The 12,933-nt window shown below is 70.1% G+C and carries 12 protein-coding genes and 2 pseudogenes; 6 read left to right on the forward strand and 8 right to left on the reverse strand.

The genetic code is table 11. From position 1 onward, the window contains the following. Nucleotides 1-56: 56 nt before the first annotated feature. A complete protein-coding gene (locus OG936_RS04650) occupies nucleotides 57-758 on the forward strand; it encodes a L,D-transpeptidase (protein ID WP_406492744.1) in 702 nt (233 codons plus the stop codon). Between the two features lie 15 nt (nucleotides 759-773). Here OG936_RS04650 and OG936_RS04655 read toward each other — a convergent pair whose 3' ends face one another. The 6 genes from OG936_RS04655 to OG936_RS04680 form a co-directional block, all read right to left on the reverse strand. Beyond that, on the reverse strand, nucleotides 774-1,310 hold the full coding sequence (locus tag OG936_RS04655) for an arginine repressor (protein ID WP_266745179.1): 537 nt from the start codon (nucleotides 1,308-1,310) through the stop codon (nucleotides 774-776). A gap of 10 nt (nucleotides 1,311-1,320) precedes the next feature. Beyond that, the gene (locus tag OG936_RS04660) at nucleotides 1,321-2,517 is read right to left on the reverse strand and encodes an acetylornithine transaminase (protein WP_406492745.1); all 1,197 of its coding nucleotides are present in this window, start codon (nucleotides 2,515-2,517) and stop codon (nucleotides 1,321-1,323) included. Next, the gene (argB, locus tag OG936_RS04665) at nucleotides 2,514-3,428 is read right to left on the reverse strand and encodes an acetylglutamate kinase (RefSeq protein WP_406492747.1); all 915 of its coding nucleotides are present in this window, start codon (nucleotides 3,426-3,428) and stop codon (nucleotides 2,514-2,516) included. Before argB ends, OG936_RS04660 begins: the two co-directional genes overlap by 4 nt. After that, complete coding sequence (gene argJ / locus OG936_RS04670; protein WP_266745182.1) at nucleotides 3,425-4,579, reverse strand: bifunctional glutamate N-acetyltransferase/amino-acid acetyltransferase ArgJ; 1,155 nt, start codon at nucleotides 4,577-4,579, stop codon at nucleotides 3,425-3,427. Before argJ ends, argB begins: the two co-directional genes overlap by 4 nt. Beyond that, nucleotides 4,576-5,604: an N-acetyl-gamma-glutamyl-phosphate reductase gene (gene argC, locus OG936_RS04675; protein ID WP_383753592.1), complete on the reverse strand. Its 1,029-nt coding sequence runs from the start codon at nucleotides 5,602-5,604 to the stop codon at nucleotides 4,576-4,578. Before argC ends, argJ begins: the two co-directional genes overlap by 4 nt. 97 nt (nucleotides 5,605-5,701) lie before the next feature. Then, nucleotides 5,702-7,567 (reverse strand): glycoside hydrolase family 15 protein, encoded by a 1,866-nt coding sequence (locus OG936_RS04680; protein WP_406492749.1) that lies wholly within the window; start codon nucleotides 7,565-7,567, stop codon nucleotides 5,702-5,704. A gap of 164 nt (nucleotides 7,568-7,731) precedes the next feature. On the opposite strand from OG936_RS04680, the gene OG936_RS04685 reads away from it, so the two are divergent. Beyond that, nucleotides 7,732-8,229, forward strand: coding sequence for a peptidylprolyl isomerase (locus OG936_RS04685; protein ID WP_406492751.1), 498 nt, complete (start codon nucleotides 7,732-7,734; stop codon nucleotides 8,227-8,229). Nucleotides 8,230-8,370: 141 nt separating this feature from the next. Continuing rightward, a complete protein-coding gene (locus OG936_RS04690; protein ID WP_406492753.1) occupies nucleotides 8,371-9,114 on the forward strand; it encodes a Clp protease N-terminal domain-containing protein in 744 nt (247 codons plus the stop codon). 38 nt (nucleotides 9,115-9,152) lie between these two features. On the opposite strand, the pseudogene OG936_RS04695 reads toward OG936_RS04690, so the two are convergent. Beyond that, a pseudogene (locus OG936_RS04695) lies at nucleotides 9,153-9,596 on the reverse strand (histidine phosphatase family protein); the annotation flags it as partial. A gap of 2 nt (nucleotides 9,597-9,598) precedes the next feature. Between OG936_RS04695 and OG936_RS04700 the strand changes: the two are divergent. Both OG936_RS04700 and OG936_RS04705 read left to right on the forward strand, forming a co-directional pair. Beyond that, nucleotides 9,599-9,868: pseudogene (locus OG936_RS04700) on the forward strand (EamA family transporter); the annotation flags it as partial. 86 nt (nucleotides 9,869-9,954) lie between these two features. After that, entirely contained in the window at nucleotides 9,955-10,164 is a 210-nt protein-coding gene (locus tag OG936_RS04705; protein WP_266745188.1) for a DUF1918 domain-containing protein, read from the forward strand. A 106-nt stretch (nucleotides 10,165-10,270) separates the two neighbouring features. Here OG936_RS04705 and OG936_RS04710 read toward each other — a convergent pair whose 3' ends face one another. Further along, nucleotides 10,271-11,563: a glycoside hydrolase family 10 protein gene (locus OG936_RS04710; protein WP_406492755.1), complete on the reverse strand. Its 1,293-nt coding sequence runs from the start codon at nucleotides 11,561-11,563 to the stop codon at nucleotides 10,271-10,273. Between the two features lie 187 nt (nucleotides 11,564-11,750). Here OG936_RS04710 and OG936_RS04715 point away from each other — a divergent pair, with 187 nt between their 5' ends. Continuing rightward, on the forward strand, nucleotides 11,751-12,611 hold the full coding sequence (locus OG936_RS04715; RefSeq protein WP_406492756.1) for a 3-hydroxybutyryl-CoA dehydrogenase: 861 nt from the start codon (nucleotides 11,751-11,753) through the stop codon (nucleotides 12,609-12,611). Nucleotides 12,612-12,933: the final 322 nt, after the last annotated feature.

Here is a 12,933-nt window from a genome sequence, read left to right on the forward strand (position 1 = left end):
GCTGTCCGGAGCACGTCCGGAGGTGCCGCCCCGCCGCATGGTCTAGCGTCCGTGGCATGCGCAGATCTCTGGTGACCGGTTCGGTACTGCTCGCGCTGGCGGGGTCGGTCGCGGCCCGGCCCGCCGCGACGCCGGTTCTCCCGGAACGGCTGGCCGACACCGGCGGCGGCACCCAGCTGATCACGGCCGAGGCACCGGCCCCGGGGTCCACCACGGGCACCGTCACCTGGTGGAATCTGCGCCGGAGCACCTGGGTGAAGGGCGGCTCCGCCCCGGCCCGGTTCGGTGCGAAGGGCCTGGCCGAGGGGGCGTCGCGCAAGCAGAGCACCGACACCACCCCCACCGGCCTGTACGACCTGCCGTTCGCCTTCGGGGTCGAGGCGGCGCCGGCCGGCACCGTCCACCCGTACCGCCGGGTCAACAGCCAATCGTGGTGGTGCCAGGACAACGGGGCGCGGTCCTACAACCGCTGGGTGGAGCCGCGGCCGGCGGACTGCCGGGCGAGCGAGGCGGAGCATCTGAGCGCGTATCCGACGCAGTACGCCCGCGCGCTCGTCATCGGCTTCAACTACGCGCGGCCGGTGCGGGGGCGCGGCGCCGGGATCTTCCTGCACGTCAACGGGCCTGGCGCGACCGCCGGTTGTGTGTCCGTACCGGCGGCCGCGATGGACCGGATCCTGGACTGGGTGGATCCGGCCCGCCGTCCGCACATCGCGATCGGGACCCGTTCGGGACCGCTCGCGATCACGCGCTACTGAGTCGTTCCGGCCCGCTCAGCGTTCTTTCTGGGCCAGTCGCAGCAGGTGGTCGGCGAGCGCCTGGCCGCCCGCCGGGTCACGGCTGATCAGCATGAGGGTGTCGTCACCCGCGATGGTGCCGAGGATGTCGTGCAGTTCGGCCTGGTCGATGGCCGAGGCGAGGAACTGGGCGGCGCCCGGCGGGGTGCGCAGCACCACGAGGTTGGCCGAGGCCTCCGCCGAGATGAGCAGTTCGGCGGAGAGGCGCCGCATCCGCTCTTCCTTCGCGGACCCGCCCAGCGGTGCCTGCGGGGTGCGGAAGCCGCCTTCGCTCGGCACCGCGTAGATCAGTTCGCCACCGGTGTTGCGGATCTTCACCGCGCCCAGCTCGTCCAGATCGCGGGAGAGCGTCGCCTGGGTGACGCTCAGCCCGTCGTCGGCGAGGAGCTTGGCCAGCTGGCTCTGCGAGCGCACCGGCTGCCGGTTCAGGATGTCCACGATCCGGCGGTGGCGCGCGGTACGGGTCTGCGGCACGGACGGCCCGCCGTGCTCGGTCTCCTGCGCCTCGGTCATCGTCGTCGCCTCATTCTCCGGATCGTCCGTCCCCTTTTGCCGCGTCGAGAGCGCCGGGCAGCGCCCGGAGGAACGCGTCCACCTCCGTGTCGCCGATGATCAGTGGCGGCATGAGCCGCACGACATCGGGGGCGGGTACGTTCACCAGGATTCCGGCTCCCTGAGCCGCCTGTTGCACCTGCGGTGCCAGGGGCTCGGTGAGCACGATACCCAGCAGCAGCCCGGAGCCGCGGACGTGGGAGACCAGAGGGTGCCCGAGACCCTCCACTCCGTTCCGGATCTTCTCGCCGAGCCGCTTCACCCGGTCCAGGGCGCCGTCGGCCGCCAGGGTGTCCAGGACGGCGAGTCCGGCGGCGCAGGCGATCGGGTTGCCACCGAACGTCGTGCCGTGCTGGCCCGGCTTCAGCAGATCGGCCGCCGGGCCGAACGCGACGGTCGCGCCGAGCGGCAGTCCGCCGCCGAGGCCCTTGGCGAGGGTGACGACGTCCGGCTCGACGCCCTGGTGGGACTGGTGCTCGAACCACTGGCCGCAGCGGCCGATACCGGTCTGCACCTCGTCGAGGACGAGCAGGGTGCCGGTGGCCCGGGTGATCTCGCGGGCGGCCTCCAGGTAGCCCTTGGGCGGCACGACCACACCGTTCTCGCCCTGGATGGGCTCGATGATCACCAGGGCGGTTTCGGTACTCACGGCGGCCCGCAGCGCCTCGGCGTCCCCGTAGGGGACGTGGGTGACATCGCCGGGCAGCGGTTCGAAGGGCTCGCGCTTCTTCGGCTGACCGGTGAGCGCGAGCGCGCCCATGGTCCGGCCGTGGAAGCCGCCGTCGGTGGCGACCATGTGGGTCCGCCCGGTCAGCCGGCCGATCTTGAAGGCGGCCTCGTTGGCCTCGGCGCCCGAGTTGGCGAAGTAGACCCTGCCCTCGCGGCCGAAGAGCTGGAGCAGCCGTTCGGCGAGGGCCACGGGCTGCGGTGCGATGAAGAGGTTGGAGACGTGGCCGAGGGAGGCGATCTGGGTGGAGACGGCCTCGATGACGGCGGGGTGGGCGTGGCCCAGCGCGTTCACCGCGATACCGCCGACGAAGTCGACGTACTCGGTGCCGTCGGCGTCCCACACATGGGCGCCCTCGCCGCGGACGAGGGACAGCTGGGGGGTGCCGTAGTTGTCCATCAGCGCGTGGCTCCAGCGCTGCGACAGCTCCTGGTTGCTCATGACTCCCCCTGCGCGTCGGGCTGTGCGTCGGGCACGACCATCGTGCCGATTCCTTCGTCGGTGAAGATCTCCAGCAGGATCGAGTGCTGGACCCGGCCGTCGATGACGCGGGCGGTCTCCACGCCGTTGCGGACGGCGTGCAGGCAGCCCTGCATCTTCGGCACCATGCCGCTGGACAGCTCGGGCAGCAGCTTCTCCAGCTCGGTGGCGGTGAGGCGGCTGATCACGTCTTCGCTGTTGGGCCAGTCCTCGTAGAGGCCCTCGACGTCGGTGAGGACCATCAGCGTCTCGGCGTTCAGCGCGGCGGCAAGTGCGGCGGCCGCGGTGTCGGCATTGACGTTGTAGACGTGGTTGTCGTCGGCGGAGCGGGCGATGGAGGAGATGACCGGGATCCGGCCGTCGTCCAGCAGCGCCCGGATCGCCCCGGTGTCGATGGCGGTGATCTCGCCGACCCGGCCGATGTCGACGAGTTCGCCGTCGATGGTGGGCCGGTGCTGGGTGGCGGTGATCGTGTGGGCGTCCTCGCCGGTCAGGCCGACGGCGAGCGGGCCGTGCTGGTTGAGCAGGCCGACGAGCTCGCGCTGGACCTGTCCGGCCAGCACCATCCGTACGACGTCCATCGCCTCGGGCGTGGTGACGCGCAGACCCGCCTTGAACTCGCTGACCAGGCCCTGCTTGTCGAGCTGGGCACTGATCTGCGGGCCGCCGCCGTGCACGACGACGGGCTTGAGGCCGGCCTGGCGCAGGAAGACGACGTCCTGGGCGAAGGCCGCCTTCAGTTCCTCGTCGATCATGGCGTTGCCGCCGAACTTGATGACGACGGTCTTGCCGTTGTGCCGGGTCAGCCAGGGCAGTGCCTCGATGAGGATCTGCGCCTTCGGGAGTGCGGTGTGCTTCCGCGTCGAGGTCATGAGCTGTACGCGCTGTTCTCGTGGACGTAGTCCGCGGTGAGGTCGTTGGCCCAGATGACGGCCGACTCGGTGCCTGCGGCCAGGTCAGCGGTGATCTCGACCTCGCGGTAGCGCATGTCGACCAGGTCGCGGTCCTCGCCGACTCCCCCGTTCTTGCAGACCCAGACGCCGTTGATGGCGACGTTCAGCTGGTCGGGCTCGAAGGCGGCCTTCGTCGTGCCGATCGCGGACAGGACGCGGCCCCAGTTGGGGTCCTCGCCGTGGATGGCGCACTTCAGAAGGTTGTTACGGGCGATGGAGCGGCCCACCTCGACGGCGTCGTCCTCGGTCGCGGCGTTGATGACCTCGATCCGGATGTCCTTGGAGGCGCCCTCGGCGTCACCGATGAGCTGCCGGGCGAGGTCGGCGCAGACAGTCCGGACGGCCTCGGCGAACTCGCCCTGGTCCGGAGTGATTCCACTGGCGCCGGAGGCCAGCAGCAGGACCGTGTCGTTGGTCGACATGCAGCCGTCGGAGTCGACCCGGTCGAAGGTGGTGCGGGTGGCGGCGCGCAGCGCGGTGTCCAGCGCCGGGGCGTCCACATCGGCGTCGGTGGTGAGGACGACCAGCATGGTGGCGAGGCCCGGGGCGAGCATGCCCGCGCCCTTGGCCATGCCGCCGACGGTCCATCCCTCGCCGCCCGCGACGGCGGTCTTGTGGACGGTGTCGGTGGTCTTGATCGCGATGGCGGCCTTCTCGCCGCCGTGCTCGCTCAGTGCCGCGGCGGCGGTCTCGATGCCGGGCAGCAGCTTGTCCATCGGGAGCAGGGTCCCGATCAGTCCGGTCGAGGCGACCGCGATCTCGCCCGCGCTGTGGCCGGGGAGGACCTCGGCGGCCTTTTCGGCGGTGGCGTGGGTGTCCTGGAAGCCCTGTGGGCCCGTACAAGCGTTGGCACCACCGGAGTTGAGCACGACGGCGCCGACTTCACCGCCCTTCAGTACCTGCTCCGACCAGAGGACGGGGGCGGCCTTGACGCGGTTGGAGGTGAAGACGCCCGCGGCGGCGTGACGCGGACCGTTGTTGACCACGAGGGCCAGGTCCGGGTTACCGCTCTCCTTGATACCCGCGGCGATGCCCGCCGCGGAGAACCCCTGTGCTGCCGTGACACTCACGGTGCGACTCCGATCGTGGAAAGACCTGTGTCCTCGGGGAGCCCGAGGGCGATGTTCATGCTCTGCAGGGCGCCGCCGGCGGTGCCCTTGGTGAGGTTGTCGATGGCGCTGACGACGATGATCCGGCCCGCCGCGTCGTCGTACGCGACCTGGATCTGCACCGCGTTGGAACCGTGGACGGCCGCCGTGGCGGGCCACTGCCCCTCGGGGAGCAGGTCGACGAACGGCTCGTCGGCGAACGCCTTCTCGTACGCGGCGCGGAGGGATTCGGCGCTCACGCCCGGCTTCGCCTTCGCGCTGCACGTGGCGAGGATGCCGCGAGGCATCGGCGCCAGGGTCGGCGTGAAGGAGACGGTGACCGGCGTGCCGGCTGCCGCGCTGAGGTTCTGGATCATCTCGGGGGTGTGCCGGTGGCCCCCGCCGACGCCGTACGGGGACATGTTGCCCATCACCTCGGAGCCGAGCAGATGCGGCTTGGCCGCCTTGCCGGCCCCGGAGGTGCCGGACGCGGCGACGATCACGGCCTCGGGCTCGGCCAGCTGGGCCGCGTACGCCGGGAAGAGCGCGAGCGAGACGGCGGTCGGGTAGCAGCCGGGCACCGCGATGCGCCTGGATCCCGCCAGCGCCGAGCGAGCGCCGGGCAGTTCGGGCAGACCGTAGGGCCAGGTCCCGGCGTGCGGCGAACCGTAGAACTTCTCCCAGTCCGAGGCGTCCTCGAGCCGGAAGTCGGCGCCCATGTCCACGACGAGCACCTCGTCACCGAGCTGCTCGGCCACGGCGGCGGACTGCCCGTGCGGAAGGGCGAGGAAGACGACATCGTGCCCGGCGAGCACCTCGGCCGTGGTCGGCTGCAGCACCCGGTCGGCCAGCGGCCGCAGATGCGGCTGCAGCGCACCGAGCTTCTGCCCCGCGTTGGAGTTGGCGGTGAGGGCCCCGATCTCGACCTGAGGGTGGACCAGCAGGAGACGGAGCAGCTCCCCACCGGCGTATCCGCTCGCCCCTGCCACTGCTGCACGTACCACCATCGAAATCCTCCTCATTGATGGCATGACTATACGCAGCAATGCACTTTTATGCAACGACGCCACCGCCCGCGGATCCCGCCGGAGGCGAAGGTGCTCATCAGCCGAGCGCGCGGTCGAGATCAAAGGCCGCGCTGATCAGCGCGAGGTGGGTGAAGGCCTGCGGGAAGTTCCCGCGCTGCTCCCCGGTGTGGCCGATCTCCTCGGCGTACAGACCGAGGTGGTTGGCGTACGTGAGCATCTTCTCGAACGCGAGTCGGGCCTCGTCCAGCCGGCCGGCTCGGGCCAGCGCCTCGACGTACCAGAACGAGCAGATCGAGAACGTGCCCTCGTCGCCCCGCAGTCCGTCCGGGCTGGCCTGCGGGTCGTAGCGGTAGACCAGCGAGTCAGACACCAGGTCCTCGCCCAGCGCGTCCAGCGTGGCGAGCCACTTCGGGTCGGTCGGGGAGACGAACTTCGCCAGCGGCATCATCAGCAGGGACGCGTCGAGGACGTGGCCGTCCTCGTACTGGACGAAGGCGTGCCGCTCGTCGGACCAGCCGTGGCGCATGATCCGGCGATAGATCGCGTCCCGGGCCCGCCCCCACCGCACGATGTCGACGGGCAGGCCGCGATGCTGGGCCAGTCGCATGGCGCGCTCGATGGCCACCCAGCACATCAATCGTGAATAGAGGAAGTTCTTGCGCCCGCTGCGGGTCTCCCAGATTCCCTGGTCGGGCTGGTCCCAGTGGTCGCACACCCAGTCGACCAGTTTGCTGATGCCGTCCCAGTGCGCACTGGAGATGGGCTGTCCCCACTTGTTGTAGAGGTAGAGGCCGTCGATGAGCGCCCCGTAGATGTCCAGCTGCAGCTGGTCGACGGCGTCGTTGCCCACACGTACGGGGGCCGAGCCCCGGTAGCCCTCGAGATGGGTCAGCTCGCGTTCGGGCAGCTCACGGCGTCCGTCGATGCCGTACATGATCTGCAGCGGGCCGGTCTCGTCGGTCGCTTCGAGACAGACATGCTCGGAGAGAAAGCCCATGAAGGCCTCGGCCTCCTCGGTGAAGCCGAGCCTGAGCAGCGCGTAGACACAGAACGCCGCGTCGCGGATCCATACGTAGCGGTAGTCCCAGTTGCGCTCGCCTCCGATGCGTTCGGGCAGGCTGGTGGTCGGCGCGGCGATGATGGCGCCGGTCGGGGCGTAGGTGAGCAGCTTCAGGGTGAGGGCGGAGCGGTGCACCATCTCCCGCCAGCGACCGCGGTACCGCGACCGGGACAGCCACCGCCGCCAGTACAGGACAGTGGCGTTGAACTGGTTCTCCGCCTCGGCCAGCGGGCAGAAGCGGGGTGCCACGTCGCCGCCGACCCGGTCGAGGGCGAAGACCGCGGACTCGCCCTCGTGCAGCTTGAACAGCGACCATACGTCCTGGCCGGCGACCTCGAGCGGCACACTCGACGTCAGCGCGAGAGTGAGGGAGGGCGATTCGAAAACCGCCTGGCCCTGCTGTACGTGCACGGTGTGCGGCTGCGCCCCGTACTCGAAACGGGGGGCCGCCCGGGCGCGGAACGGCAGCGATCCGCGGACGCACACCACGCGGCGGATCAGCCGGTGCCGGTCGGCCTCGCGCGAATCGTCGAGTACCGGCATGAAGTCCTGGACCTCACCGACCCCGTCCTCCGCGAAGAAGCGGGTGATCAGCACATTGGTGTCGGGGAAGTAGAACTGCTTGGTACGCGTCGGAGCATCCGCCGCGAGTTCGAAGTACCCGCCGCGGTCGGCGTCGAGGATCGAGGCGAAGACACTGGGTGCGTCGAAGCGCGGGCAGCAGTACCAGTCGATGGTGCCGTTGGTGTCCACCAGGGCCGCGCTGCGCAGATCGCCGATCAGGCCGTGCTCGGCAACCGGCAGATAGCGGGGTCCGCCGACACCCGTGGACGCGCCGAAGGCACTGAACGTCCCGGCGCTCGCGTTGGCCTCAACAGTCACCTCGGACCTCCCTGAGCCTCCGCACCCCCTCTTCAGGCTAGCCAGTCGTCGACATACAGGACAAACGGGAACGGGCTCCGTCGCACCCTCCCCGTGACCGTGCCGACGGGCCCGGCACCATGCCCGCCCGTCGGCGCCGAGCGCATCGATGTCAGGATGGTTCCATGACGAGCAAGGTTTACTTCGACATCACCATCAACGACGAGCCCGCCGGGCGGATCACGTTCAAACTGTTCGACGACGTCGTTCCCAAGACCGCGGAAAACTTCCGCGCGCTGGCGACCGGCGAGAAGGGCTTCGGCTACAAGGGCTCCTCGTTCCACCGGATCATCCCCGACTTCATGCTGCAGGGCGGCGACTTCACCCGCGGTGACGGCACGGGCGGCCAGAGCATCTACGGCGCCAAGTTCGCCGACGAGAACTTCAAGCTCGCGCACACCAAGCCGGGCCTGCTCTCCATGGCCAACGCCGGCCCCAACTCCAACGGCTCGCAGTTCTTCATCACGACCATCGTGACGTCCTGGCTGGACGGCAAGCACGTGGTGTTCGGCGAGGTCGACAACCAGGAGAGCATGGACCTGGTCAAGAAGATCGAGGCCCTCGGTTCGAAGAGCGGCCGGCCCCAGGCGAAGGTCACCATCGCGGACAGCGGCGTCCTCTGACCCACCCCCAAAACCGCTGAACGAGCGCGCCCCCGACGGTCTCCGTCGGGGGCGCGCTCCGTCGTTCCCGGCGGCCGGCCGGACCCGGTCCACTGCCAACCGAAGGTTGACATGCCTCTACTGTCAACCTAAGGTTGACACATGGAGAATCCCGTACGCATGACCCATCCTGTGCGCCTCGACGAGCTGATCGAGGCCATCAAGAAGGTTCACACCGACACACTCGACCAGCTCTCCGACGCGGTCATCGCCGCGGACCACCTCGGGGATGTGGCCGACCATCTGATCGGGCACTTCGTGGACCAGGCCCGGCGCTCGGGCGCCTCCTGGTCCGACATCGGCAAGAGCATGGGGGTGACCCGGCAGGCGGCGCAGAAGCGGTTCGTCGCCAAGGATCCCGGCGAACTGTCCGACCTCGACCCCAGCCAGGGGTTCAGCCGCTTCACGGAGCGGGCCAGGAACGTCGTGATGGCCGCGCAGAACGAGGCCCACGCGGCGCGCAACAACGAGGTGAGCACCGGACATCTGGTGCTCGGGCTGCTCAGCGAGCCGGAGGCGCTGGGCCCCGCGTTCATCAAGGCCCAGGGGGTCACGCTGGAGGCCGTCCGCCGGGCCGCGGCCGAGTCGCTGCCGCCGGCCGTGGACGGCGAACTGCCCGAACTCGTCCCGTACGACGCGGGGGCCCGCAAGGCTCTGGAGCTGACGTTCCGCGAGGCCCTGCGGATGGGCCACAACTACATCGGCACCGAGCACCTCGTGCTCGCCCTGCTGGAACAGGAGGACGGTGCGGGTGTACTGACAGGTCTCGGCATCGACAAGGCGACGGCCGAGACGGCGATCGCCAAGGCCGTCACCCTCGGCGCCGACTCGAAGAAGCAGGCATGACCGGCGCGGTCCGTCCGGGCTGAGTACAAAAGAACCGGTCAGCGCACCCAGGCTTCGAGTCCGAGGCCAGCTGCCCGGCATGCCGGTGAGCGTGACCGTGGACAACGGCCGGACGTCGACGTTCCAGTACGTCGGCGACGGGCCTTGAGCACGTGGACGCGGGCGGCCCGGATGACCGCCGGTTCGGCGACGGCGACGATCGCGCCGTCGCAGGCCGGTCGGGTGTCCCGCCGGCCGCCCATCCGCGAGATGAAGGCGAGCAGCGGTTCACCGCCGTGCGGGGCCGAGCGCGGGTCCGCGAGCCGGGCGTCGACGGCCGCGGGCTCGCAGGCCGTGACATCGGCGAGGGTGCGGCCCCGCCAGCGGCCCATGTCACAGTCGCGCAGGGTGGGCTGGACGAGCGGGGCGAGGCCAAGCGCGTCGCCGGTGGCACGGCTGCGCGGGGTGGGTGAGCAGTAGCGCAGTTCGGCGGCGCCGAGGGGCGGTGCGGCCGACCGCGCACGGAGTGATCGGCCTGGTCCGGGTGGCGGCCGGGTCCACCTTCCTCGGCCTGTACGTCTGGTACCGCGGGATGGCGGAGATCGGGGTGCCGCGGGCCAGCCGGCTCCATCTCGCGCAGCCGATGCTGACTCTGGTGTGGTCGTTCCTCGTGCTCGGCGAGAAGGTCTCGGCGGCGGCACCGGTGGCGGCGATCGCGGTGCTGGTCTGCATCGCGGTCACTCAGCGGACGGGGCGCGCCCGGCGTGCGGGGTGAGAACCGCGCACCCTCCGCCGGGCGAAGTCGCGTTTCGGTCATAGACTTGTCGACATGGACCGCCACCCGTGAGGAGGTCACACCCGATGGAGGCACACGCGGGCGACCGTCTGCTGACGCACGGCAGGACCGTGGGACAGCACGACCGGGTCGCAGAGATCGTCGAAGTGCTCGGGGCCGGGGGCACTCCCCCGTACCGCGTCCGCTTCGAGGACGGACACGAACACCTCATTTCGCCCGGTCCCGACAGCGTCGTACAGCACAGAGCCCGTAAGCGGGCAACGGAGACCCGGTAGCGGCCTCCGGCGGACGGCACTGCTCTTCCCCCCGGGCCCCGGGCGGACCGACCGGGTTCCCGGCGGCCCGCCCGCGCAACAGGGTGCGTCCACCCCGCTGCTTCGGTCAGCGGGGTGGACGCACCCTGTTGCGGTAATGGTCGGCCACCACTCGGGCCATGGTTCCGATCCGGTCCGTGACCACGTCCTTGCCGGAGAAGTAGACGTGGCCGCGCACCTGGTCGTAGCCGGCGGCGAAGTCGAGGTGGCGGGAGAGCTCGGCCGGGTCCTGCCAGGCGGCGGGCTGCGCGGGGTCGCCGGCCTTGTAGAGCGCCTCGCCCACGAACAGATCGACGCCCGTACCCCGTACGACCTCGTCCCACCACGGCAGCAGCTTGGCGTAGTCGGCGGCTGCGAAGCCGATGTTCCAGTAGATCTGCGGGCAGATGTAGTCGATCCAGCCCTTCCTGATCCAGCCGCGGGTGTCGGCGTGCAGATCGTCGTACGTCTGCACGCCCGCCTTCGTGTCGGAACCGAGCGGATCGGTCGCGGCGTTGCGCCACACGCCGAACGGGCTGATCCCGAACTGGACGTGCTTCTTGATCCCCTTGATCCGCTCGGCGGTCTCGCGCACCAGCTTGTCGGTGTTGCCCCGCCGCCAGGCGGCCTTGTCCGGGAAGCCGGCGCCGTACTTCGCGTACGTGGCGTCGTCGTCGAAGACCTGCCCGGCCACCGGGTACGGGTAGAAGTAGTCGTCCCAGTGCACGGCGTCGATGTCGTAGCGGCGGACCGCGTCGAGCATCGCGTCCTGGACGAAGCGGCGGACCTCGGGGATTCCGGGGTTGTAGTAGAGCTTCCCGCCGTACGGCAGGACCCAGTCGGGGTGCAGCCTGGCGGGGTGGGTGGCGGTCAGCCGGGAGGGGTCGGTGTGGTTGGCGACCCGGTACGGGTTGAACCAGGCGTGCAACTCCAGGCCGCGGCGGTGCGCCTCGTGGACGGCGGTGCCCAGCGGATCCCAGCCGGGGTCCTTGCCCTGGACCCCGGTGAGGTACTGGGCCCACGGTTCGTAGGGCGAGGGCCACAGCGCGTCGGCGGTCGGCCGGACCTGGAGGATCACCGCGTTCAGCCGCCGGTCGACGGCTTCGTCGAGATATCCGATGAGCTCGGCCCGCTGCTGGGCCGCCGTCAGGCCGGGTGCGGAGGGCCAGTCGAGGTTGGCGACGGTGGCGACCCACATGCCGCGCAGCTCACGCCGCGCGACCCGGCGACCGCCCTCGCGGGGCCGTGCGTCCGTCTGCCCGGAACCGGCCTGCCGGAACGGAGCCGCGACGGCGTCACCAGCTGTGGTGACGCCGCTCACCACCCCCGCGACCACTCCGGCCGCACCCGCAACAAAGGCTCGTCTGGCGATTTGCCGCATTTCGTTGCACCTGCCGTCTCTCTGTCATCGTCCGTCGCCCGTGTATTCAGGCGTAACGCAGAGCATGCCCGCCCCGGCCCGCGATGACCCGTAGGTCGCGGGTAACGTCGGGGCGTCGGGGCGGGCACCGGATCGGACGGGAACCTGCGACTCGGAGAACAGCGAAAGGCACGAGGTGACGGACTCTATGGCCGACATTGCACGCGTCGGAGTAGTGGGCTGCGGTCAGATGGGCGCGGGCATCGCAGAGGTGTGCGCCCGCAGCGGTCTTGAGGTGATGGTGGCCGAGACCACCGGCGAGGCGCTGGAGATCGGGCGCACCCGGCTGCACAACTCCCTCTCGAAGGCCGCCGAACGCGGCAAGATCACTCCGGCGGAGCGCGACGAGACCCTTGCCCGGCTGAGCTACACCACCGACCTCGGGGAGTTCGCCGACCGCGATCTCGTCATCGAGGCCGTCGTGGAGAACGAGCAGGTCAAGACCGAGATCTTCCAGGTGCTCGACCAGGTGGTGACCCGGCAGGACGCGATCCTCGCCTCGAACACCTCCTCCATCCCGCTGGTGAAGCTGGCCGTGGCGACTTCTCGCCCGGACCACGTCATCGGCATCCACTTCTTCAACCCGGCCCCGGTGCAGAAGCTCGTCGAGCTGATCCCCGCGCTGACGACGTCCGACGAGACGGTGAAGCGCGCCGAGACCCTGGTGCAGCACGTCCTCGGCAAGCACCCGATCCGTGCCCAGGACCGCTCCGGCTTCGTCGTCAACGCGCTGCTCATTCCGTATCTGCTCTCCGCGATCCGGATGTTCGAGTCGGGCATCGCCAGCCGTGAGGACATCGACAACGGCATGGAGCTCGGCTGCGCCCACCCGATGGGCCCGCTGAAGCTCTCCGACCTGATCGGTCTGGACACCGTGGCCTCGGTCGCCGACTCGATGTACGCGGAGTACAAGGAGCCGCTGTACGCCGCTCCCCCGCTGCTCCAGCGGATGGTCGACGCGGGCCGGCTCGGCCGCAAGACGGGCTCGGGGTTCTACCCGTACGGCTGACCACCCGTACGCGGGCCCGGCGCTCACGCCGCCGGGCCCGCCGGGCACGTTCCCCGAGGTCAGGACCGTGTGCGGCCCCGAAGAGCCTCGTCTCCTACTGTCGACCCGACGCCGTGCCGGAGCGCTATGGAGCGACGGCGCGGATGCGCGGGCCCGAAGCCCTGGGCCTTTCAGCGCTGTCGCAGTCTTCCGTGCTTGTACTGCGAAAGCTCCCTCGGATGTCCCTCCGACAGAGCTGAAAGTCCCTGAAAAGTCCCTGGCAACTCCGACCCGGGACCTACGCATTACGAGACCGTGAACGTTCGTGCTGCGTGGTGCCTGG

It is taken from the genome of Streptomyces sp. NBC_00846, from assembly GCF_045207325.1.
GTDB lineage: Bacteria > Actinomycetota > Actinomycetes > Streptomycetales > Streptomycetaceae > Streptomyces.